The 22,287-nt window shown below is 71.1% G+C and carries 21 protein-coding genes and 1 pseudogene; 13 read left to right on the top strand and 9 right to left on the bottom strand.

Annotated elements, in window-relative coordinates; translation table 11 throughout:
• Positions 1 to 21: 21 nt before the first annotated feature.
• Positions 22 to 1,476, top strand: coding sequence for an aldehyde dehydrogenase family protein (locus H4281_RS16905; RefSeq protein ID WP_182891876.1), 1,455 nt, complete (start codon positions 22 to 24; stop codon positions 1,474 to 1,476).
• A 56-nt stretch (positions 1,477 to 1,532) separates the two neighbouring features.
• On the opposite strand, the gene mftD is transcribed toward H4281_RS16905, so the two are convergent.
• From mftD to mftA, 7 genes are read right to left on the bottom strand one after another with little or no spacing between them, the layout of a single operon-like run.
• The gene (mftD, locus tag H4281_RS16900; RefSeq protein WP_182891875.1) at positions 1,533 to 2,705 is read right to left on the bottom strand and encodes a pre-mycofactocin synthase MftD; all 1,173 of its coding nucleotides are present in this window, start codon (positions 2,703 to 2,705) and stop codon (positions 1,533 to 1,535) included.
• A complete protein-coding gene (gene mftF / locus H4281_RS16895) occupies positions 2,702 to 4,129 on the bottom strand; it encodes a mycofactocin biosynthesis glycosyltransferase MftF (protein ID WP_182891874.1) in 1,428 nt (475 codons plus the stop codon). Before mftF ends, mftD begins: the two co-directional genes overlap by 4 nt.
• Positions 4,126 to 4,914: a mycofactocin-coupled SDR family oxidoreductase gene (locus H4281_RS16890; protein WP_182891873.1), complete on the bottom strand. Its 789-nt coding sequence runs from the start codon at positions 4,912 to 4,914 to the stop codon at positions 4,126 to 4,128. The genes mftF and H4281_RS16890 overlap by 4 nt, the downstream gene beginning before the upstream one ends.
• Positions 4,911 to 5,600 (bottom strand): mycofactocin biosynthesis peptidyl-dipeptidase MftE, encoded by a 690-nt coding sequence (gene mftE / locus H4281_RS16885; protein ID WP_182891872.1) that lies wholly within the window; start codon positions 5,598 to 5,600, stop codon positions 4,911 to 4,913. Before mftE ends, H4281_RS16890 begins: the two co-directional genes overlap by 4 nt.
• A 1-nt stretch (position 5,601) precedes the next feature.
• Positions 5,602 to 6,789, bottom strand: coding sequence for a mycofactocin radical SAM maturase (gene mftC, locus H4281_RS16880; RefSeq protein ID WP_182891871.1), 1,188 nt, complete (start codon positions 6,787 to 6,789; stop codon positions 5,602 to 5,604).
• Positions 6,789 to 7,082, bottom strand: a complete 294-nt coding sequence (mftB, locus tag H4281_RS16875; protein ID WP_043833371.1) for a mycofactocin biosynthesis chaperone MftB — start codon at positions 7,080 to 7,082, stop codon at positions 6,789 to 6,791. Before mftB ends, mftC begins: the two co-directional genes overlap by 1 nt.
• Positions 7,072 to 7,176: a mycofactocin precursor MftA gene (gene mftA / locus H4281_RS16870; protein ID WP_037819541.1), complete on the bottom strand. Its 105-nt coding sequence runs from the start codon at positions 7,174 to 7,176 to the stop codon at positions 7,072 to 7,074. Before mftA ends, mftB begins: the two co-directional genes overlap by 11 nt.
• A 191-nt stretch (positions 7,177 to 7,367) precedes the next feature.
• Between mftA and H4281_RS16865 the strand changes: the two genes are divergently transcribed.
• Positions 7,368 to 8,690 (top strand): PepSY-associated TM helix domain-containing protein, encoded by a 1,323-nt coding sequence (locus H4281_RS16865; protein ID WP_182891870.1) that lies wholly within the window; start codon positions 7,368 to 7,370, stop codon positions 8,688 to 8,690.
• Complete coding sequence (locus tag H4281_RS16860) at positions 8,687 to 9,295, top strand: DUF5134 domain-containing protein (RefSeq protein ID WP_182891869.1); 609 nt, start codon at positions 8,687 to 8,689, stop codon at positions 9,293 to 9,295. Before H4281_RS16865 ends, H4281_RS16860 begins: the two co-directional genes overlap by 4 nt.
• A 241-nt stretch (positions 9,296 to 9,536) precedes the next feature.
• Here the strand turns inward: H4281_RS16860 and H4281_RS16855 are convergent, their stop codons facing one another.
• Complete coding sequence (locus H4281_RS16855) at positions 9,537 to 10,277, bottom strand: zf-HC2 domain-containing protein (protein ID WP_182891868.1); 741 nt, start codon at positions 10,275 to 10,277, stop codon at positions 9,537 to 9,539.
• A 100-nt stretch (positions 10,278 to 10,377) separates the two neighbouring features.
• Between H4281_RS16855 and H4281_RS16850 the strand changes: the two genes are divergently transcribed.
• Both H4281_RS16850 and H4281_RS16845 read left to right on the top strand, forming a co-directional pair.
• A complete protein-coding gene (locus H4281_RS16850; protein ID WP_106961353.1) occupies positions 10,378 to 10,947 on the top strand; it encodes a sigma-70 family RNA polymerase sigma factor in 570 nt (189 codons plus the stop codon).
• A gap of 179 nt (positions 10,948 to 11,126) precedes the next feature.
• The gene (locus H4281_RS16845; protein ID WP_312872130.1) at positions 11,127 to 13,004 is read left to right on the top strand and encodes a bifunctional copper resistance protein CopD/cytochrome c oxidase assembly protein; all 1,878 of its coding nucleotides are present in this window, start codon (positions 11,127 to 11,129) and stop codon (positions 13,002 to 13,004) included.
• A 158-nt stretch (positions 13,005 to 13,162) separates the two neighbouring features.
• Here the strand turns inward: H4281_RS16845 and H4281_RS16840 are convergent, their stop codons facing one another.
• Complete coding sequence (locus H4281_RS16840; protein ID WP_182891866.1) at positions 13,163 to 13,396, bottom strand: hypothetical protein; 234 nt, start codon at positions 13,394 to 13,396, stop codon at positions 13,163 to 13,165.
• Between the two features lie 189 nt (positions 13,397 to 13,585).
• Here H4281_RS16840 and H4281_RS16835 point away from each other — a divergent pair, with 189 nt between their 5' ends.
• The 8 genes and pseudogenes from H4281_RS16835 to H4281_RS16800 all read left to right on the top strand — a co-directional run bounded on the left by H4281_RS16835 (position 13,586) and on the right by H4281_RS16800 (position 22,265).
• On the top strand, positions 13,586 to 15,820 hold the full coding sequence (locus H4281_RS16835; protein WP_182891865.1) for a heavy metal translocating P-type ATPase: 2,235 nt from the start codon (positions 13,586 to 13,588) through the stop codon (positions 15,818 to 15,820).
• A gap of 77 nt (positions 15,821 to 15,897) precedes the next feature.
• Positions 15,898 to 16,011 (top strand): annotated as a pseudogene (locus H4281_RS45200) (hypothetical protein); the annotation flags it as partial.
• A gap of 531 nt (positions 16,012 to 16,542) precedes the next feature.
• Positions 16,543 to 17,259 (top strand): 2,3-dihydro-2,3-dihydroxybenzoate dehydrogenase, encoded by a 717-nt coding sequence (locus tag H4281_RS16825; protein WP_446680389.1) that lies wholly within the window; start codon positions 16,543 to 16,545, stop codon positions 17,257 to 17,259.
• A 155-nt stretch (positions 17,260 to 17,414) separates the two neighbouring features.
• Positions 17,415 to 18,827 carry an isochorismate synthase gene (locus H4281_RS16820; RefSeq protein ID WP_312872129.1) on the top strand — a complete coding sequence of 471 codons (1,413 nt, stop codon included), beginning with the start codon at positions 17,415 to 17,417 and terminating at the stop codon, positions 18,825 to 18,827.
• Positions 18,828 to 18,910: 83 nt separating this feature from the next.
• Positions 18,911 to 20,509 (top strand): (2,3-dihydroxybenzoyl)adenylate synthase, encoded by a 1,599-nt coding sequence (locus H4281_RS16815; protein WP_182891864.1) that lies wholly within the window; start codon positions 18,911 to 18,913, stop codon positions 20,507 to 20,509.
• A gap of 3 nt (positions 20,510 to 20,512) precedes the next feature.
• The gene (locus H4281_RS16810; protein ID WP_182891863.1) at positions 20,513 to 21,175 is read left to right on the top strand and encodes an isochorismatase family protein; all 663 of its coding nucleotides are present in this window, start codon (positions 20,513 to 20,515) and stop codon (positions 21,173 to 21,175) included.
• Positions 21,172 to 21,414, top strand: a complete 243-nt coding sequence (locus tag H4281_RS16805) for a phosphopantetheine-binding protein (protein WP_182891862.1) — start codon at positions 21,172 to 21,174, stop codon at positions 21,412 to 21,414. The genes H4281_RS16810 and H4281_RS16805 overlap by 4 nt, the downstream gene beginning before the upstream one ends.
• Positions 21,411 to 22,265 (top strand): siderophore-interacting protein, encoded by an 855-nt coding sequence (locus H4281_RS16800; protein ID WP_182891861.1) that lies wholly within the window; start codon positions 21,411 to 21,413, stop codon positions 22,263 to 22,265. Before H4281_RS16805 ends, H4281_RS16800 begins: the two co-directional genes overlap by 4 nt.
• Positions 22,266 to 22,287 lie beyond the last annotated feature (22 nt).

Below are 22,287 nucleotides of genomic sequence, written 5' to 3'. Positions count from 1 at the left end.
ACCCGGCATCCGGAGGATTTCATGACGAACCCGCACGCCGCCCTGCACGTCGGCGGGAAATGGCTGACCGGCGAGGGGCCGGAGATCCGCTCGGTGAGCCCGTCGACCGGCCGCGAACTGGCGGTCACGCCGTCCGCGGGCCCGGACCAGGTGGCGGCCGCCGTGGCCGCGGCACGCCACGCGTTCGACGACGGCGAGTGGAGCAGGCTGGGGCCTCGCGAACGCAGCGCCCTGCTGTACCGGCTCGCGGACCTGCTGGAACGCGACCGGGACCGGCTGCTCGACCTGGCCGCGCACGAGATCGGCTCGCCGGTCGGCAATGCCGAACTGCACGTCGACGGGCCGATCGCGTACTTCCGCTGGTTCGCCGAGGCCGCCCGGCGCGGCCCGCGCGACGGCTGGGAAGAACCTCTTCCGCTGCACCACGATCCGCTGACCTCCGCGAGCACCCTGCTGCGCGAGCCCGTCGGGGTCGTCGCGGCGATCACCGCGTACAACGGGCCGCTCATGCTGTGCGCGTGGAAGCTCGGCCCGGCTCTCGCGGCGGGCTGCACCACGGTGCTGGTGCCCTCGCCGAAGGCGATCCTGTGCAACACGGCGCTGGTGGAACTGGCCGAGGAGGCCGGATTCCCGCCCGGCGCGGTCAATCTCGTGTTCGGCCCGCCCGCGGTGACCGAACAGGTCGTGCAGGCCGGCGAGGTTGACCTGGTGAGCTTCACCGGATCGCCCGCGGTCGGCGGCAAAGTCATGGCCCTGGCCGCGCCAGGGCTCAAGAAGGTGGTGCTCGAACTGGGCGGGAAATCGCCCAACCTCGTGCTTCCGGGCGCCGATATCGCCTCCGTCGTCGCACCTTCGGCCCTGCGGTTCTGCCGGAACGCGGGACAGGCGTGCGGGGCGACGACGCGGACTTTGGTGCCGGAGAAGGATTTCGAGGAATTCGTCGAGCGCTCCGCCGAATTCCTCGGCAGCCTCGCGGTCGGCGATCCCTTCTCGCCGAAGACCGCGGTGGGCCCGCTGATCACCGGCGAGCACCACCGGAACGTGTCCGGCTACGTCGCGCGAGCGGTGGACGAGGGCGCGACGGTCGTCACCGGCGGCGGGCGTCCGGCCGGTCTCGATGAGGGGTTCTTCTTCGCGCCGACGCTGATCACCGGTGCGCCGAACACGGCCGAGATCGCGCAGGAGGAACTGTTCGCGCCGGTGGGGATCGTGCTGCCGTACCGCGAAGTCGACGAGGCGATCCGGATCGCGAACGACAGCAGGTACGCGCTCAACGCCAACGTCTGGGGCCCGGTCCCGGACGCGCTGGCCGTGGCGCGGCGGATCCGGTCCGGCACGGTCACGATCAACGGCGGAGGCGGCCGCCGGACCGACGCGCCGTGGGGCGGCCCGGGGCACAGCGGGATCGGCCGGGAAGGCGGGGAAGAAGGATTCCGGGAGTTCTTCGAGGTGAAGCACGTGCAGTGGCCGCTGTGACCAAGGTCCGTGAGGGGAACTCCGATTCCGTCGGGGTTCCCCTCGCGGACAGCTGATCAAGCCCCGATCCGGCGTTCGAATCCTTCGGGAACGATCAGGTCGTCGCGGCTCAGGTCGTGCACGCTGCGGTGGCCCAACGCGAGCAGCGTCGAGTCGATGCCGTTGCGCAGGACGTCCAGCACGTTCTCCACCCCGGCCTGCCCGCCCGCGGCGAGGCCCCACAGGTACGCACGCCCGATCAGAACCGCTCGGGCGCCGAGCGCGAGCGCCTTCACGACATCGCTGCCGCGCCGGATTCCGCCGTCCAGCAACACTTCCACCTCGCTGCCGACTGCCTCCGCGACCGCGGGCAGCGCGCGGATCGTGGCGGGAGTGCCGTCGAGGTTGTTGCCGCCGTGGTTGGACACCGAGATCGCGCTGACCCCGGCGTCGACGGCGCGGCGGGCCTCGTCTACGCGGTACACGCCCTTGAGCAGGAACGGCCCGTCCCACTGCTTACGCAGCCAGCTGACGTCTTCCCAGGTCGGCGGCGCGGTCTGCATCCACTGGCCGTACGCGCCGAAGAACGTGGGAATCGGCGTGCCGGGCTCGGCCATGTTCGGGACGCTGAGGTCGGGCAGCTTCTTGGTGCGGGCGTAAGTCAGCAGCCAGCGCGGATGCATCATGCCCTCGGGCGCGAAGCGGATCAGCTCGCGCAGCGTCATCTTTTCCGGGATGTGCGGGCTGCCCCAGTCGCGGCTGTGCGAGAACGACCAGTCGAGCGTGAGGATGATCCCGACCGCGCCCGCCGACCTGGCCCGGTCGAGCCGACGCAGGATGTCGTCGCGGCTGCCGGTCCAGTAGACCTGGAAATACGTGTTCGGGTTGGCGGCCACCACTTCCTCGACGGGCTTGCTCGCGAACGACGACAGCCCCATCGACGTGCCGCGCGCCGCGGCCGCGCGAGCCACCGCGACCTCGCCGTCGGGATGCACGGCCTGGACGCCGGTCGGCGAGATCAGCACCGGCAGCGCGACGTCGCGGCCGAGGACGTTCGTGCTCAGATCGCGTTCGCCGGGCAGCCCGGCGGTGCGCGGGGCGAAGCGCAGTTCGTCGTACGCGGCGAGATTGTCCTGCAGCGTCAGGCCTTTTTCCGAACCGGCGATCAGTGCCGAGTAGACGGACGCGGGCAGGCGTTTCTTCGCCCGCCGCTGTGCTTCGGCGACGGATTCGAACCAGGTGGTGCTCATCGTTTTCCCTTCGGGTCGACGCGCAGAGGGCGCCAAGTGACGCGCGGCCGCAGCGGGACCGCGGTCCGGTGGTTGAGACAGCCCGCCCACACCCCGGCGCCGTACGCGAGGTCGTCGGCGATCGCGCCGGTGGTGTAGCGGAAAGGGTCGAGGGCGGGGCGGTGCCGCAGCCAGGCGGTCAGCGGCGGCCCGGCGAGCAGGGACGCGATCGCGGCCCGTCGTCCCCGGCGTTTCCGCCCGCCGGGCAGCAGGAGCGCGGCGAGCAGCGGAGCGGCGAATTGGGTGCTGTAGCGGCCGAATCCGAGCCAGGTTTGGCCGACGGCGGTGGCCATCGTCTGCGCGACGCCGTGGGTCGGCACGTCGCTTTGGCGCAGTACGCGGGTCATGGTCAGCACTGCGCCCGCGAACGCGGCGGCGGCCGGAAGCGGACGGCGGGCCAGGAGAGCGGCGACGGTCAGCGTCGGCCAGGGGTGCAGGACGAGCGGAGCCATCGCCGCCGGGCGGCGGAGTGCCAGCGGTGCGGCGGAAGTGCCGTAGCTGGCGCGGCGGCTGAGCAACGCTCGCCAGGTGGTCGGTTCGTGGTGGTCGACGTGCGCGGACGGGTCGTAGCGGATCCGGAAACCGGCGTCGTGGAGCCGCCAGCCGAGGTCGACGTCCTCGCCGACGCGCATTGCCGGGTCGAAGACGGCACCGTCGCGCGCGACGGATTCCAGTGCGGTCCGGCGGACCAGGAGCGCGGCAGTGGGCACATAGGACAGTCGCGTGCCGGGCGCGACGCGCGCGGGGGCGGTGCCGAGGTCGAGGCTGCTGGCGGCGCAGGTGTAGCGGCCCGCCCAGGTGCCGGGGGCGAGGGGGCGTACGCGCGGTGCGACGGCGGCGACGAGCGGGTCGGCGAAATGCCCGGCCAGCCGGTCGATCCAGTCCGGGGACGGGACGCAATCGCTGTCCAGGAAGGCGATCAGGCCGGTGGAAACGTGCTCCAGCGCGGTGTTCCGGGCTGCGCCTGGGCCGCCGTTGACGTCGCGGCGGACGAGTTTCGCGCCGTGCGCGGACGCCACGGCGGCGATGGCGGCGGGGTCGGCGGATCCGTCGTCGACGACCAGCGCGGGGTATCGGCCGTCGAGTCCGGCGAGGCAGCGGCCGAGGAGTTCGGCGCGGTCGCGGACTGGGATGACGACGGTCGCGTCGGCGGATTCGGCTGGTGGCAACGGGTGTGCGAATCCGGCGTCGGTGAGCAGCCGGGCGAGGACCCCTTCTGCTGAGGTCTCGACCGGGTTGTCCGCCAGGCGTTCCCACGCCGTTCGCCCGGCTCTCGTGAGGCGCAGTACGCGGGCGGGGGAGCCGCCGAAGAGGAGTCCGCCGGAGAGTTGTTTGACGCTGGGGTCCATGGCGAGGCGGAATCCGGCGGGCAGCGGGGCGGTCACAGCGCCAGCCCTCCGTCCACCGGGATGACCGCACCGGTTGTCGCACTGCTTTCCGGACTGGCGAGGAACGCCAGGACGGCGGCGACCTCGGCGGGATCGAGCAGCCGCTGCACAGGTTGTTGTGTGGCAAAGCTTTGTGCTGAAGGAAGGTCGTACAGGCGGGCGCTCTCGGCGAGGATCGGCGTGTCGGTCGAGCCGGGGCTGACCGCGTTCGCGGTGACGCCGGAGTCGCCCAATTCCGTGCCCAGCGCGCGAATCAACCCGGCCACTCCGGCTTTCGCGGCGCAGTACGCGGCGAGCATCGGCAACCCGCGCGTGGCGGCGGCGGACGCGACGGCCAGGAACCGTCCGCAGCGGGGTTTCGGACGGCGCAGCAGCGCGGGAATCGCGACGTGGGCGAGGTTGAGGACGCCGCGGAGATTGACGTCGAGGACAGCGTCTTCCTGCTCTGGCGGCATTTCCCACAGCGGTGCACCGCCCGCGATGACCCCCGCTGCCGCGATGGCCGCGTCGAGGCCGCCCCAGTGTTGTTCCGCTGTCGTTATCGCGGCGGCCAGCCGGGTACGGTCGCGGACGTCTGCGCGGAATTCCTCAGCAGTGCCGCCGGCTTCCCGGATCGTTGCGACCACTGTGGACAGTTCCTCGCCGGTTCCCATGGGGTAGGGGAGTGCGGGGTCGTTTTCGGCGAGGTCCACCGCGAGCACGGCCCAGCCTTGTTCGGCCAATTTGACAGCGGTGGCTGCGCCGATGCCGCGCGCCGCGCCGGTCACGAGGGCGGCTCTCATGGCGCCACCACGGAAGTCCAGTCGCGCACGTGCTTTCGCAACTGTGTCGTGAGGTCGTCGAGGAGATCCCGGCCTTCGGCTGCTGTCGCGCCGGTGGGATCGCCGAGGATCCCGGTGTCGGTCACCGCGCGCACGCCGCCCTTGCGCAGAACCGGAAGCAACTCGCTCAGCGGACGGTCATCGCCCGGCACCGCCTTCTCCGCCTGCACCGCGTCCGGTCGAAGAGCCAGCTGGAGAGCGGTTTCCGGCCGTCCGGCGTGGGGATCTCCTTGCCAGCGCGGCTCGAACACCGAGACGTCTCGTGATTCGGCCCGCAAAGTCGCGACCGCGCGGGTCACCGAGGCGGCGTTTCCTCCGTGCGCGGACACGAACAGCAGCCGCCGGAACGTTTCGCAGGCCGACCGGCCCAGTTCCACGAGGAGGAGTTCCGTGGCCGCCTGGCCGATCGACAGCGTCCCGGCGAAGCCCGCGTGTTCGCCGCTCGATCCGTACGGCATCGCTGGCGCGACCAGCACGTCCGGCCGCTGCGCGGCGAGCCTTTCGCACAACGCCGTCGCGATGTCGGTGTCCGTGCTCAACGGCAGATGCGGGCCGTGCTGCTCGGTGGCTCCGAGCGGCACGGCGAGGATCGCGCCGGACGCCGCGTATTCGGCGACGTCCGGCGACGACAGATCGGCCAGGCGCATTTCAGCGGCCCGGGGTGAAGCCCGCGAGCGGGTTTTCGTCGCAGGCCCGGTCCGGCGGGCGGCGCATGCCGATGGTCACCGGCACCGGTTCGCGCTTGCGGGTGCGGTGCGAGTGGTCCAGCGACGGTTTCGGCACGCTGCCCGCGGCGACCCCGGCCAGCGCGCGTTCGCCGTGGCCGCGCACGCATTCCGGGTCCGGGCCGTCGAGCGGCAGCCCGGTGAAGAACTTCGCCGCCATGCATCCGCCGCGGCAGGCGTCGAAGGCCGAACACGACGTGCAGGCCCCGCCGCTCTGCGGGCTGCGCAATTCGGCGAACAGCTCGGATTCGCGCCACACGCGGGTGAATCCGCCTTCGCCGCGGGTGTTTCCGGCGAGGAAGGTGTCGTGGATGGCGAACGGGCACGCGTAGACGTCGCCGACCGGGTCGATCAGGCACACCACCCGGCCCGCGCCGCACAGGTTGAGCCCGGGCAGGCCGCCGTCGCCGTAGCCCGCGAGGTGGAAGAACGAATCGCCGGTGAGCACGTTTTCGCCGTGCTTGACCAGCCACTCGTACAGCTCCCGCTGCTGGGCGGCGGTGGGGTGCAACTCGTCCCAGACGTCCGCGCCGCGGCCGGACGGGCGGAGCCGGGTGAGCCGCAGCTGGGCGCCGTAGCGGTCGGCGATGGCTTTGAAGTCGTCGAGCTGCCCCGCGTTCTGCCGGGTCACCACGACAGAAATCTTGAAGTTCCCGAACCCGGCGGCGGCGAGGTTCTCCATCGCCCGGATCGCGGTGCGGTAGGAGCCGGGGCCGCGGACGTGGTCGTTGACCTCCTCGGTGGCGCCGTCGAGGGAGATCTGGACGTCGACGTAATCGCTGCCGGCGAGCCGGTGCGCGACGTCCTCGGTGATCTTGATGCCGTTGGTCGAGAACTTGACGCCGACGTGGTGCTCGGTCGCGTAGTCGACCAGCTCCCAGAAATCGGGCCGGACGGTCGGTTCGCCGCCGCCGATGTTCACGTAGAACACCTGCATGCGCTCGAACTCGTCGATCAGCGCCTTGCACTCGGCGGTGCTCAGCTCGCGCGGATCGCGGCGGCCGGACGAGGAAAGGCAGTGCACGCAGGAGAGGTTGCAGGCGTAGGTGAGTTCCCAGGTGAGGCAGATCGGCGCGTCGAGCCCGAACTGGAATTCGTCGACAAGCGGCATCACACGCTCCTCGGATGGATCATGTCCGACGCCGCGAGGGCGGCCAGGGCGGCGCGGTAGCGGGGCAGTTCCGCCTGCGCGACCCCGGCCTGCGCGCACGCGGCGCGGGCGGAGGGGTGGTCGGTCAGCGCCTGCACCGCGGCGAGCATGGTGCGGCTCTTGAGAAAGGACAGCCGGCGGGTGCCGAAGTGGTACAGCAGCGCGCCGAACCGCTCCGGCCGGATGGAGACCCGGCTGTCCAGTTCCCAAGCACCGTCCAGATCGAACGCCGCGGCGCTGCGATCAGTAGACACCGCACATTCCGTCGATGGAGACCTCCTCGACGAGCAATTCGTCGGCTACGACCTCTTCGGCCTTCGTCTCGGCGGCGGTTGTCGTCTCGCTCATCGTGACTCCCTTGTCTCGTGGCGGCGATATTTGACACTTGGTGTCGAATGTGAGGGCGACAATACTGTCACCCCGTGCCAGAAGCAATGCTTCGCCGGCGCGAGGCACCCGAACGGGCGTTTGCCGCCGCTGGGAACCGACTGCCCCGCCGGTCCGACTCCTCAGGAGGCGGACCACGCGAAGGGAGCAGGATGGCCATCGGCATCGACGACGCGCCGCGCACGGCGGAGGGGTGGGCGGCAGTCCGGCCGTTAGTGCTGCGGCTGCACTTCTACGCCGGGGTATTCGTCGGCCCGTTCCTGCTGGTCGCTGCTTTGACCGGGATCGCGTACGCGTGGACGCCGCAGCTGGAAGAGGCTGTCTACGCGCACGAGTTGCACGTCCCGGCCGCTGCTGGCGCGGTGCCGCTCGACCAGCAGGTTCTCGTCGCTCGCGATCAGGTGCCGGACGGGAAGATCATCGGCGTCCGCCCGGCGCCGTCCGCGACCGACACCACCCAGGTGATCTTCGACCGTCCGGGCCTGGCGCCGAGTTACCGGTACACAGTGTTCGTCAACCCGCACGACGGCGAGGTCCGCGGCGCACTGGAGACCTACGGTTCGGGGCAAGCGCTGCCCGCCCGAGGCTGGATCGACACCCTCCACCGCAACCTCCATCTCGGCGACTTCGGCCGGCTGTACAGCGAACTCGCGGCGAGCTGGCTGTGGGTGATCACCCTTCTCGGAGCGGCTTTGTGGCTGGGTCGCCGCCGCCGCTTGCGTGCCGTGCTCCTGCCGTCCGCGGGCAAACCCGGACGGCGACGGCTGCGTTCCTGGCACGGTGCGACGGGCCTGTGGATCGCTGCGGGTCTGCTGTTTCTCTCCGCCACCGGACTGACGTGGTCGCTGCACGCCGGTGCGAACATCACCGACCTCCGGTCCTCTTGGGACTGGACGACGCCGTCGGTCTCTTCGGCTTCCCGGTCTCCCGGCGACGTCGGCTGGCAGGCCGTGCGCGACGCGACCGCCCGCGCCGGTCTGTCCGACCCGGTGGAAATCCGGCCGCCTTCCGACGGCGGTTACGTGGTGCAGCAGGTCGGGCGGGGCTGGCCGTCCAAACAGGACTCGATGTCGGTCGATCCCGGCACGGGGAAGATCACCGGGACGCTGAAGTTCGCCGATTACCCGCTCGCCGCGAAGCTGAGCCGGTGGGGGATCGACGCGCATATGGGGCTGTTGTTCGGGGTCGCGAACCAGGTGGCGCTGACGGTGCTCGGGGCGGCGCTGGTTTGCGTTGTGCTGTGGGGGTATCGGATGTGGTGGCTGCGGGGCCGTTCCGGGCGGTCGCGGGGCGGGAGTCGCTTCGGCCGGATGCCAGTGCGCGGCACATGGCGGCGGATCCCCGGGCGAGTGCTGGCCCCAGCGCTGGTCGGATTGGCGGTGGCGGGCTGGTTCCTGCCGGTGTTCGGGGTGTCGTTGCTGGGATTCCTGGCGGTGGACTGCCTGCTGGGCCTGCGCCGGGAGACCGCTCGATGATCGCCGAACTGGGTCTTCGATGGATCCTGACGCTGCTGTTCGCGGCCGCCGGGTCGTTCTGTCTGTACCGATGCGCGCGGCGTCCCGGCTTCAGCGGTCGAGCAGCCGACGCGCTCCACGCGGCGATGTGCGTCGGAATGGTCACGATGGCCTGGCCCGCGACGATGACCTTCGCGCGAATGCCGCAGGTCGTGCTGTTCGCGGCGGCAGCCGGATGGTTCGCGGTGACCACGGCGCTGGGATTCGGGCACGGGCGCCTGCCCGGAGCGCACCACGCGCTGATGATGGCCGGGATGGCGTGGATGGCGTTCGTGATGCCGTCGGCGATGGCGGGAATGACGAGGTCCGCGACCGCGATGGGCGGCGAGCACGCCGGGATGGACATGGGCGACGCGGGCATGACGATGACCGGACACGCGCCCGCGCATGTCGTGGTGGTCGCGGCGGTGCTGGCGGTGGTCTTCCTGGCGGCCGGAATCGCGTGGCTGGCCAGGGCGATCGATCACTCCCGGACGGTCGCCCGCCCCGGACGGCGAGAGATCGGGCTGGCGACGGAAGGCGTGATGAGCTTGGGAATGGCGGTGATGGCGGTCGCGATGATCTGAGCCCGGACGGGCTGTCCGGTGCGCGGTCCGGGCGCGGTTTTCTGGGCCTCGTCTCGTGGAGGCTCTTGCCTGAGACGACTTTCGGTCAGTTCAAGGCCGGCCTTCGCTCTCCAGCAGAGCGCGATCGCCGCCCGGGTTGCGGTTCGCGTCGCTCGCTGGCCCGCGATGGTGTCGCGGATTCCGTGCTCGCCGGTTCCCGGCCGGGTGAGCTTTCCAGGCCGGGCTCCCGAGCGAGGGTGCGTCAGGCCGCGCGATGCCGTCCGGTCGGGCGCTGGGAATCGCGGCCGCGCTTGGGATGCGGGCGGACCAGGGCGAGCGCACCGTGGGGCGCCGCGGTGGTGTGGCCCGGGTCGTCGGCGGTGTCGGCGAGGTCGGGACCGGGCTGATGCCGGAGGCGGTGCTGCCGGTGGACGGCGTAGAGCAGTGCCAGTCCGACGACGAGGAAGACGTGCGACAGCACCCGCGCGACGGTCACCCGGTCGCCGATCAGGTCGCTGGTGGTGAGCACTGCGAGGACGATCACGAACCCGGTGATCATCGGCAGCTGCCCGGCGGCCGCGCGGGTGCGCAGTGCGGCCCACAGCAGTCCGACGCCGACCGCGAGGTTCCAGGCCGCGCTTTCGTTGATGAGGTGACCTTCCATGAAAGCGCCGCCGCCGTGGGCGTTGTCCATGCCGAGCAGTTGCGCGAACGCCAGCCCGCACTGGACCAGCCCGACCAGTCCCAGCGCGACTCGCAGCCCCCATTTCTCCCGCGGCGGAGCCGGGGTTTCGGCGAGGATCCGGCCGGTGAGGTCGGGCACCTCGGGCGCGCTGCGGACCAGCAGGGCACGGCGCAGCGCCGCGCTCCGCTCGTACCAGGTCCGGCACCCCGCGCAGGTCTCGAGATGCTGGTCGACCTGCGGTCCGGGCAGCGGGCCCGCTTCGCCGTCGAGCCGCGCGGACAGCGCTTCGCGGAAGATTTCACAGCTCACGTCTGTCATAGTCGCTCGGACGCGCGTCCCGGTTCCCGGCGGGTTCGGCGATTTTTCTCCGGACTGGTCAGGCACCTGTCCCGGACGGGCATGGACTACCGTGATGTCCGTGTCCACCGGCCGCGACAACGACGACGAGCGGATCACCGCGCTGGCCCTCGCCGCCGGCCGCGGCGACCGGGCCGCATTGGAAGCCTGGGTCCGCGCGACGCAGGCCGACGCGTGGCGGTTCCTGGCCCACCGCGCCAGCCCGGCCGAAGCGGACGACCTCACCCAGGAAACGTACCTGCGCGCGTTCGGCTCGCTGCCGAGGTTCGCGGGCCGGTCGTCGTCGAGGACGTGGCTGCTGTCCATCGCCCGCCGGGTCGTCGTCGACCGCATCCGCGCGCGCTCCGTCCGCCCCCGCGAATCCACGACGGCCGACTGGCAGCGCGCGGCCGAAGAGCAGTCCGCCCGTACGCGCACGGCAGGCTTCGAGGACCTGATCGAACTGGGCCTGCTGCTGGACACTCTCGACGAGGACCGCCGCGAAGCCCTGGTGCTGACCCAGTTCCTGGGCCTGTCGTACGCGGAGGCGGCCGAGGTGTGCGGCTGCCCGGTCGGCACGGTGCGTTCCCGGGTGTCCCGCGCCCGCGACGATCTGCTGCGCGCCCAGGAGGAGAACGACACCGCGATGTGACGCGGCCGGAGCCAGCAGAGCCAGAGCGGCCAATCGGGCCGTTCGTGCCGCGCGAACTGGATGATGACCGCGACCCACGTCGCGGGAACTCGCCGCCCTCTCCGCCCGACCACTCTGCTGTGCGCACTATTCCGGCCCCGCACTGGCGGGGTTTGCTTGCCGCGGCAGGGGTTGCCGCGGTGGCCGTCGTGGCGGTGGTCGCCGCGGCGGGCGATGTCTATGCCGCTCTCGGCAACCCGGCTCCTGGTCCGGTGACGTCCTTGGGCGCCTCCTTGCTCCGGTTGGTCGCCGACGCGGCCGGGGTGGTTTGCGTCGGCGGGCTGGTGTTCGCGGCGTTTCTGGGCCCGCCGGGCAAAGCGGGTCGGCTCTCCCCGGACGGTTACGCGGCGACCCGCACCGCGGCGGGCGCCGCGGGCGTTTGGGCGCTCGCAGCCGCGGTGCTGGTGCCGTTCGACGCCGCTGACGCATCAGGGCGGCCGGTTTCCGAGGCATTGCATCTGGCGAAACTCGCCGTCCTCGTCGACGCCATGGAGGAGCCCAAGGCGTGGCTCTGCGTCCTCGCGGCAGCCGCTGTGGTGGCGATCGGCGCCTGGCGCACGTTGACCTGGCGCACCACGGTGCTGTGGCTCGGCCTCGCCCTCGTCGGGTTGCTGCCGAGGGCGATCGCCGGGCACGTCTCCATCGGCGCGTGGCACGACCTGGCCACGAACGCGTTGGTGTGGCACGTGATCGCGGCAGCGTTGTGGACCGGTGCGCTGGTTGCGCTGCTGGTTCACCGCGGTTCAGGCGCGGCCCGGGAGGTCGCGCTCCGCCGGTATCGACGGTTGGCGACGTGGTGTCTCGTCGTGCTCGCCGCATCCGGGATCGTCGACGGTCTGGCGCTTGCCCGTCCGGCTGGATTGTCAACTGGCTATGGCTTGCTCCTCGGGGTGAAGGTCGTGGTCACGGTGGTGCTGGCGGTGCTGATCATCTTCATGCGCCGTCGTTGGAGCGGCGGCACAGCGGCTCTCGTGGTGGAGGCCGTGGTGCTGGCCGGGGCGATGGGCGTCTCGGCCGGGTTGGCGCATCTGGTGCCGCCGGCGTTCGTGGACGATCCGGCGACCGTCGGCGAGACCGTTCTCGGGTACGACCTGCCTGATCCTCCTGCCTTCGCTCGGCTCTTTCTCGATTGGCGTCCGGACTTGCTCCTCGGTGTCGTCGCGGTGCTCGCGGTGGCGGGCTATGCGGTCGGGGCACGTCGCCTCCGCACTCGCGGCGACGACTGGCCTCGCGGCCGGTTCTGGGCGTGGACGTGCGGCTGGGCGACGGTGCTGATCGCGACGTCGTCCGGCCTGGGCAAGTACTCGTCCGGAACCTTCAGCCTGCACATGGTCATCCACATGACGCTGGCCATGCTCGCCCCGGTGCTGCTCGTGCTCGGCGGACCGGTGACCCTCGCGTTGCGTGCCTTGCCGGTGGCGGGCAAGGGACCGGACGGTCCGCGCGAGTGGCTCGCAGCGCTCCTGCACTCGCGGTTCACGCGTCTGGTCGCGCACCCGCTGGTGGCGTCGGTGGTGTTCGTCGGCTCGTACTACGCGCTGTACTTTTCGGGTCTCTTCGGCGAGGCGATGCGCTACCACTGGGCACACCAGCTGATGAACCTCCATTTCCTCGTGTCCGGCTACGTTTTCTTCTGGCTGGTGATCGGCGTCGACCGTCCGCCGCGTTCGATGCCGCATCTCGCGCGGCTCGGCATGATGTTCGCGGTGATGCCGTTCCACGCGTTCTTCGGCGTGATCCTGATGAACAAGCAGACGGTGATCGCCGAGACGTTCTACCGCTACCTCTCCCTGCCGTGGATGCCCGATCTCCTTTCCGATCAACGCCTCGGCGGCGGCATCGCCTGGGCCACCGGGGAAATCCCGATGATCGTGGTCGTCGTGGCGCTGCTGGTGCAATGGGGACGCCACGACGACCGCGAAGCAGCCCGGCTGGACCGTCGCTTCGACCAAGGCGAGGACGACGATTTCGCCGCCTACAACGCGATGCTCGCCAACCTGGCGGCCAGAAGGCAGTAACCGCGGTCCGCTGCCTGCCGTCGCGGATCAGGTTCGGTCACCCTGAATCCCGCACGACCGGCATCGAGCCGTCGGCCGCTGAATCCGGCTTCCCGCGAACCGAGTTCCCGCTTCGCCACTCGCGGCGGAGATCCCGTTGCGCCGAGCCGATTCCGTGGCTAGCCCACGGCAGTCACCACCTTGTCCAAGGCTCCGTCTTTGACGTCGTCGACGAGAACTTTCAGCTGTGCCAAGCTCATCTGCACTCGCTGCCCGAAGTCGTCGGTCAGCACGACGCGACGCTCCGGCGGTGCGGCGTCGTCGAGGAACAGCTCCGGGCAGCCGCAGTCGCAGTTGCCGCAGAACGTGGTCACGTGCTGAAGATTTCCCGCTGAGGCAAGGGTTTCGGACATCTTCTCTCCTGTCTGATCGGGTTGGGCCGGGCACTGCCACCATCCGGATAGTCGTCGGGGAGAGCCGAAAGGTTCCCAAGTCACCCGAAGGAGTGGCGCCGGAAAAACAGGCGTACGATGGAAATCGGTCCGCCTTCCCGGCGCCGGCACTGCCACCGACTTTGTGCCCGTCCTGGAATCCGGAGAACCATGTCTGCGCAGACCGCCGCCCCCGCGGCGACCCCGACCCGTCACCTCGATCTCGCCGTCGGCGGGATGACCTGTGCCGCCTGTGCGGCGCGCGTCGAACGTTCCCTCGGCAAGCTCGACGGCGTTCGCGCCACGGTGAACTACGCGACCGAACGCGCGACTGTCCACTATCCGCCTGACCTTGACCCCGCCTCGCTGGTCGCGACGATCGAGCGGGCGGGCTACACCGCGAGTGTCCGCGGCGAATCGAGCCCGGAGAACCGCGACGCGCGGATTCGCGACTTGCGCCGCCGGTTGATCGTGGCCGCGGTGCTGGCCGTCCCGCTCGGCAACCTGTCGATCACGCTCGCGCTCGTGCCGTCGCTGCGGTTCCCGTTGTGGGAGCTGGTGTGCCTGCTGCTCGCGACCCCGGTCGTGTTCTGGTCGGCGGCACCGTTCCACCGGGCCGCGCTGCGCAATCTGCGGCACCGATCGTCCAGTATGGACACGCTCGTTTCCTTGGGCGTGCTGGCGTCCTACCTGTGGTCGGCGGCTTCGGTGCTGATCGGATCGGGCAGCGAGGCGGGTTACTGGATCGGGTTCGGCGCGACCGCGCCGGGTGCGGATTCGGTGTACCTCGACGTCGCGGCCGGAGTGACGACCTTCTTGCTCGCCGGCCGGTATTTCGAGGCGCGATCCCGGCGCGGCGCGGCGGATCTGCTCGGCGCGCTGGACGCGCTGGCGGCGAAGGACGTGCGGATTCTGCGTGCGGACGGCGAAGTGCTGGCCGGAATCGGAGAACTGGCGGCAGGCGACCGGTTCGTGGTGCGGCCGGGCGAGAAGATCGCCGCGGACGGAACCGTCGACAGCGGTCTGTCCACAGTGGATGTCAGCGCGATCACGGGCGAACCCGTTCCGGCGGAGGTCGGGCCGGGGAACCGGGTGATCGGCGGGAGCGTCAACCTGAACGGCCGGCTGGTGGTGCGGGCGGAGGCCGTCGGAGCGCGATCGCAGCTGGCGCAGATGAGTGCGCTGGCCGAGCGCGCGCAGGAGCGGAAAGCGGCCGTGCAGCGGCTGGCCGACCGGGTGTGCGCGGTGTTCGTTCCGGTGGTTTCGGCGTTGGCGCTGCTCACCCTGGCGGGGTGGCTGCTCGCCGGGAATCCGGTTCGGGACGCGTTCGGCGCGGCGGTGTCCGTGCTGATCATCGCGTGCCCGTGCGCGTTGGGGCTGGCGACGCCGACCGCGCTGATGGTCGGCGTCGGGCGGGGCGCGCAGCTCGGGATCCTCGTGAAGGGGCCGGATGCGCTCGAGGCGAGTCGTACGGTCGACACCGTGGTGCTGGACAAGACCGGCACCGTGACGCAGGGGCGGATGACTCTCGCCGAGACCCGGGCGTTCGGGTCTTTCTCGCCGGCGGAGGTGCTTCGCCTCGCCGCTGCGGTGGAAGCGTCGTCAGAACACCCGATTGCCGCAGCGATTGTCGTCGGTGCGCCGGTGGCACTTCCGGCTGCCGAGTTCGAGGCACTGCCCGGGCTGGGTGCCCGCGGCGTGGTCGAGGGAACGACGGTGGCCGTCGGACGGCCGAGGTTGCTGGCGGACGAAGGGATTTCGGTTGGCCCGGAGGTCGAGGACGTTGTGGCGTCGGCGGAGGCTGGCGGGGCGACGGCAGTGCTCGTATCGGCGGCTGGCGAGGTCGCGGGCATGCTCGCGGTGCGGGACGAGGTGAAGCCTTCGGCGCGGGCAGCGGTCGCGCAGTTGCATCGGCTGGGGCTGAAAACTGTGCTGCTGACCGGCGACAACGAGGTGACGGCGCAGGCGGTCGCCGCGGAGGTCGGGATTCCCGAAGTGCTCGCCGGGGTTCTGCCGAGCGAGAAGGCGGCTGCGGTGTCTGCGTTGCAGGGCAAGGGGCATCGGGTGGCGATGGTCGGCGACGGAGTGAACGACGCTCCGGCGCTGGCGACCGCTGATCTCGGGTTGGCCGTCGCCGAGGGGACCGATCTCGCCTTGCGGTCCGCCGACATCATTTTGGTCCGCGATGACCTGTCGGTGCTGCCGGACGCGATCCGTCTCGCGCAACGGACGTTGCGCACCATTCGAGGGAATCTCGTCTGGGCGTTCGGGTACAACGTGGCCGCGCTGCCGCTTGCTGCGTGCGGACTGCTGAACCCGCTGATCGCGGGGGCGGCGATGTCGCTGTCGTCGGTGCTGGTGGTGGCGAACAGCCTGCGATTGCGGAATTTCGCGCCGGGCCGCTGAGCCCGGGGTGGGCGGGATCACCCTGGCCGCCGCTCACTCGATTAGGTTAGGTTTGCCTAATCAATCGGCGACGGAGGGTGAGGTGCGCGGTGACGCGGGACGCGGGAGCCGGGATCGAGGGGCGGATCGCGCTGGTGACCGGCGGTGCGCGCGGGATCGGGGCGGCCGTCGTGGAGGCGCTCGCCCGAGCCGGTGCCGTGGTGGCCGCGGTGGATATCGACGAGGAGGGGTTGCGGGAGGTCGCTTCCCGGGACTACGGCGCGGAGCCGGCTCGGGCGGATGTCCGAGGTGGTTCGGACGTCGGTGCCGGCGGGGATGCCGCGAGCGGTTTTGTCGCGGCGGAAGCGGCCAGGGCTCGTGATGGTGAGCGGCTGTCTGGGAGTGCTCCGGCGGGGGCTTTCGCCGGTGGCGATGTCGCGCGGGGTTCTGTTGCGGTGGAGGTGGCCGGGGCTCGTGATGGTGAGCCACTGCCTGGGAATGCCTCGCCGGGGACGATCGTCGGCGGCGATGTCGCGCGGGGTTCTGTTGCGGCGGAGGTGGCCGGGGCTCGGGATGGCGAGCGGCTGTCTCGGAGTATCCAGGCGGGGACTGTCGCAGGCGGTGATGCCGCCGGGAGTGCTGTGGTGGAAGGTGCTGATGACGCGCTGTCCTCCGCAGTTGCGACTGAAGGGGCTTTGGCGAGCGGCGATGCAGTCCAGACTCCTGCTGATGCGCCGGCGGAGGTGGTCGCAGCTGCTGTGCCGGTACCCAACGGTGCTGATGCGGCGCGGGCTGGCGGCGCCGGGCCGTCGGTCGATGGCCCGCCGTCGGCCGGGGGGATCGGGCGGGTGGTGCCGTTCGTGGCGGATGTCGGGGATCCGGGGGCGGTCGCGCGAGTCGTGGCGGACGTCGAGCGGGAGTTGGGGCCGATCGGGATCGGGGTGTCGGTCGCGGGGGTGCTGCGGCCCGGGTCGGTGGGGGAGACCAGCGACGAGGACTGGGCGGCGACCTTCGCGGTCAACTCGACCGGGGTTTTCACTGTGCTGCGCGAGATCTCCCGGCGGATGCAGCCGCGGGGGAGCGGCGCGCTGGTCACCGTCGGGTCGAACGCGGCCGGTGTCCCGCGGACCGGGATGGCTGCCTACGCGGCTTCGAAGGCGGCGGCGACCATGCTCACCCGCTGTCTCGGACTGGAACTCGCCGGGTCGGGGATTCGGTGCAACATCGTCTCGCCAGGGTCGACCGACACCGACATGCAACGTCTGCTGTGGACGGACGACTCCGGCGAAGCCCGGGTTGTCGCGGGGAATCCGGAGCAATTCCGCGTCGGGATTCCGCTCGGGCGGATCGCCGATCCCGCCGACATCGCCGACGCGGTGCTGTTCCTCGCCTCCGACCGGGCCCGGCACATCACCATGCAGAACCTCTATGTCGACGGCGGGGCCACGCTGCGCGCGTGACCCGGGTCGACCCGCCGGGCGGCTTTTCCTTTTCGTCCGGGTACGTTAGTGTCCATTAGGTTAGGCTAACCGAACAGTCAAGGTCCGGACCTTGCCCGCAAGGAACGGACGGGGCGGCTCGGCCGCCTGCGCGTGTGCGAAAGGGAATTCACCTCGTGTCCTCACCTGCTCCGGCCCGTCCGCGGCCGGTCCACCGGGCGGCGGATCTCCTGGCCGCGTACCTGCCGGGGTCGTTCTACTACTCGTCGGCCCGCGGGGTGCTGCTCGCCGACGGGGTGCACTCGCACGTCCGCGGCACGGCAGGCAACCGGGCCGCGGCGGCTGCCGAGGCGTTGGAAGCCGCGGTGCTGGCGGGGGTCGCCAATCCGGTCGTGGTGGGAGCGATCGGGTTCCGGCCGGACTCCGGGAGCAGCTTGATCGTGCCCGCGGTGGTGCGGCGGGCCGAAATGCCGGGCGGCGGGGACGCGCAGCGGATGGCCGCGGGTTCCCTGCGGCTGGGCGGAAGTTCACCGGCGGCGGAGTCCGGCGGGAACGCGGGCACGGGTTCGCGTGCGGCGGGCAATGCGGCGGAGTCCGGCGGGAAGCCGGACGGGGGTTCGCAGGCGGCGGGCAGTGCGGGGCAGCGCAGCGAAAACCAAGGTGCGGCCATCGCCGGATCTCGGAGCGGTTCAGGGTTCGCAGACGTCGAAGCGTCGTTGCGAGACGGCCAATCATCCTGGACCGTAGTCCCGCAGCCGGCGCCCGAGGTTTACGCCGAAAGCGTCCGCCAGGCGGTCGACCTCATCGGTGACGGGGAACTCCGCAAGGTTGTCCTCGCCCGGGCGCTGGATCTCGTTGGCGAGCAAGGCGTTTCCGTGCGAAAGCTCCTCCGCGATCTCGTCGTGGCGGATCCGGCGGCGCATGCCTTCGCGGTCGACGTCAGTGCGCCCGGGGATCCGGCGCCGCGGACGCTCGTCGGGGCCAGCCCGGAGTTGCTGGTGTCTCGCAAGGGAAACGTCGTGACCGCGAATCCGCTTGCTGGATCGCGGCGGCGGACGGGGGATCCGGCGCGGGACGCGCAAGCGATCGCCGAGCTTCGGGTGTCCGAAAAGGACCTCGACGAACATGCACTCGTCGCCGCGCAGGTCGCGGAGGTGCTGGGGCGCTACTGCACCGAGCTGGACGTTCCGGAAGAGCCGGAAGTCATGGGCACGCCTGCGATGTGGCACCTCTCGACCCGGATCGCCGGGCGGGTGGGGCCGGGTGGGCCGTCGGCGTTGGAGCTGGCCGAGGCGTTGCATCCGACGCCTGCGGTGTGCGGGGTGCCGGTCGATCTGGCGCGCGACACCATCGCGCGGCTTGAGCCTGAGGATCGCGGGTATTACGCGGGGCTGGTCGGGTGGACCGATCTCGCGGGGGACGGCGAATGGGTCGTCACGATCCGGTGTGCCGAGGTCGCCGGCAAGACCGCGCGGCTGTTCGCGGGGGCTGGGGTCGTGGCCGGTTCTGATCCGGCGGCGGAATTGGCGGAGACCAGCGCGAAATTCGGGACGCTGCTGCGCGCGCTGGGTGCGGAGGGGGCCGCGTGAGCGTGGTTGTGGCCGCAGGAAACCGCGGCGCGGTATCGGGCGAGCGAGCGTTGGCGCGGGACGCCGCGTGCGAAGGGGGAAGCGTGAGTCTGTGGCCGAGGGAAACCGCCGCCCAGTATCGGGCCCGCGGCTACTGGCGAGGCCAGACGTTCGGAGCGCTGCTGAGCTCGCTCAAGGAGGCGTACGCGGACCGCACGGCGGTGGTCGGCGAGGGGGAGCGCTGGACGTTCGCCGAGGCGGACGAGCGGGCGCATCGGCTGGCCGCGGGGTTCGTCGCGAACGGAATCAAACCAGGCGACCGGGTCGTCGTGCAGTTGCCGAACATTCCGGAGTTCGTCTCGGTCGTCTTCGGGTTGTGGCGGGCAGCTGCGGTGCCCGTGTTCGCGTTGCCTGCGCATCGGGACAGCGAGTTGCGGCACTTCGCGGAGCAGAGTGACGCGAAAGCGATCCTCACCGTCGGGGACCACGCTGGGCATGATCACGCGACGATGGCGCGTGAGGTCGCGCAGCACCGGAAAGTCTTCGTCGTGGGGGAGCCGGAGTTCGCGGAGTTGGCGGCGACCGCGCCGCGGGAGCTGCCGGATCCGGATTCGGAGGGGATGGCGTTTCTGCAGCTGTCCGGCGGCAGCACGGGGTTGCCGAAGCTGATTCCGCGGACGCATGACGATTATCTGTACAGCGTGCGCGAGAGTGCGCGGATTTGCGGGCTCAAGAAGGAAAGCGTGTATCTCGCGGCTTTGCCGGTCGCGCATAACTTTCCGCTCAGCTCGCCGGGACTGCTCGGCGCGTTGCACGCGGGGGCGGCCACGGTGATGGCGCCGCGGCCGGACGCCGATACCGCGTTCCGGTTGATCGAGGCTGAGGGGGTCACGATCAGCGGGGTCGTTCCGCCGTTGGCGGCGGCTTGGGTGCAGGCGGCGGCGCGGACCGGGCGGGATCTGTCCTCTTTGGACGTTCTGCTGGTCGGCGGGGCCAAGTGCGGACGGGAGCTCGCGGAGCGCGTCGGGCCGGCGCTGGGGTGCCGGTTGCAGCAGGTGTTCGGCATGGCGGAGGGGCTCGTCTGCTACACCCGGCTGGACGATCCGGCGGACCTCGTTCTCGGCACCCAGGGGCGGCCGATTTCGGCGGACGACGAGGTGCGGGTCGTGAATCCGGACGATCCGCTGGCGGCGTCGGACGAACTGGTCGAGCCGGGTGAAATCGGTGCGCTGCTGACGCGCGGGCCGTACACGATTCGCGGGTATTACAACGCGGCCGAGCACAACAAGACCGCGTTCACCGAGGACGGGTTCTATCGCACGGGCGATTTGGTGCGGCAAAGGGAATCCGGGCATCTCGAGGTTGTCGGGCGGGCGAAGGAACAGATCAACCGCGGCGGCGAGAAGGTCGCGGCGGAAGAGGTCGAGAACCACCTGATGGCGCATCCGGGCGTGCTCGACGCCGCGGTCGTCGCGGTGCCGGACGAGTACCTCGGCGAGCGGACCTGCGCGTACGTCGTTCCGGCGGACGGGCAGCAGCCGAGTGCGGCGGAGCTGCGCCGGTTCGTGCGCGGGCGCGGGGTGGCCGCGTTCAAGGTGCCGGATCTGGTGGAGGTGGTCGCGGAGTTCCCGGTCACCGGCGTGGGCAAGACCAGCAAACGCGAACTGCGGGCGGCGCTGGCCGCCCTGGCGAAGGAGAGGTGAGGCGTGTCCCTGCCGAAGATCCGGGCGTATCCGCTGCCGACGGCGGCGGACCTGCCCCCGGGGCGGGTCGACTGGCGGCCCGACCCGGCGCGGGCGGCTTTGCTCGTGCACGACGTCCAGCGGTATTTCCTCGCCCCGTACGAGGGTTCGCCGATTCCGGAGATGGTGGCGAACATCGCGGAACTCGCGGAGAAGGCGAGAAGCTGGGGCATGCCGGTGTTCTACACCGCGCAGCCGGGCAGGCAGCCCGCCGCCGATCGCGGGCTGCTCACCGAGTTCTGGGGCGACGGCATCGGCGCGGTGATCGAGGACGATCCGCGCGCGGCGGACATCGTCGACGAGCTGACGCCGCGGCCGGGCGACACGGTGCTGGACAAATGGCGCTACAGCGCGTTCCAGCGCAGCACTTTCCGCGAGCAGCTCGGCGACCGCGACCAGCTGCTGATCACCGGCGTCTACGCGCACATCGGCTGCCAGACCACGGCGGTCGAGGCGTTCATGCGCGACGTCCGGCCGTTCCTGATCAGCGACGCGGTCGCGGACTTCGACCGCTCCCGGCACGACCAGGCGTGCGAGTACGTCGCGCAGCGCTGCGGCGTCGTCACCACCACCGCCGGCGCGCTCGCCGCGCTGTCGGCGCCGATTCCCGCAGGAGCACCTCGATGAGCACCCCCGGACTGACTGCCGAACAGGTCAACGCCGACGTCGCCGAACTGCTCGGCTGCGGCCTCGACGAGCTGACCCCGGACACCGATCTCGCCGACCTCGGCCTCGATTCGATGCGGATCATGAGCCTGGTCGAGAAGTGGCGCGGCGCGGGCGCGAGCCGGCTGGAGTTCGCCGACCTCGCCGAGGACCCGCGGCTCGGGCACTGGACGAAGCTGCTCGCCGGCGGCGCGCAGTGAGCCGGGACGCGCACCGGCATCGCCACACCGCGCGGATCGCGGAGGTCCGCGCCGGGCGGCAGGCCGAGAAAGTGCCGTACCCCATCCGGATCCGGCGCGCGGAGGTCGTGCGGACCAGCGCGGTCGGCGCCGGGCTGCTGCGCGTCACCCTCGGCGGGCCGGGCACGACCGGGTTCGAGGCGCATTCGCCGGACGAGCACGTGAAGCTCCTCTTCCCGGACGCGGACGGCCAGTTGCGGCTGCCCGAGGCGAACGGCGACATGCTCCGCTGGCCGAAGCCGTCGCCGATCTCGCGCGAGTACACCGTCCGCCGCTACGACCCGGCGTCCGGCGAGCTGGACCTCGATGTCGCGCTGCACGACGGCGGGCTCGGCTCGGACTGGGCGCGTGCGGTTCAGCCGGGCGAGACCGTGCACGTCGCCGGTCCGCCGGGCGGGTTGATCGTGCCGCACAGCTACGACCGCTACCTGCTCGCCGGGGACATCACGGCGCTGCCCGCCCTCGCGCGCTGGCTGGAGGAACTGCCGCGGACCGCGGCGGGCTGGGCGTTCGCCGAGGTCGCCGACGCGAGCGAGGAGATCGACCTCGACGCTCCGGACGGCGTCGAAGTCCATTGGCTGCACCGCGGAGCAGCCGCACCGGGCAGCGTCGAGCTTCTCGCCGACGCCGTGCGCGAAGTCGAAGTGCCTGAAGGCGAACGGCTTTACGCGTGGATCGCCGGGGAAGCGGGCGCGATCAAGCCGCTGCGCCGCTGGCTGCGCGACGACCTCGGGCTCGCCCGCGAGGACTACGACGTGACCGGCTACTGGAAACGCGGCGTCGCGGACTTCGACGACGAGCACGAGCACTAACGCATCGTGAGTGTTTGTGCCG

The sequence above is a fragment of the Amycolatopsis dendrobii genome (assembly GCF_014145675.1).
GTDB classification, from domain to species: Bacteria; Actinomycetota; Actinomycetes; order Mycobacteriales; family Pseudonocardiaceae; genus Amycolatopsis; species Amycolatopsis dendrobii.
This window is presented reverse-complemented; position numbering and strand designations above follow the sequence as displayed.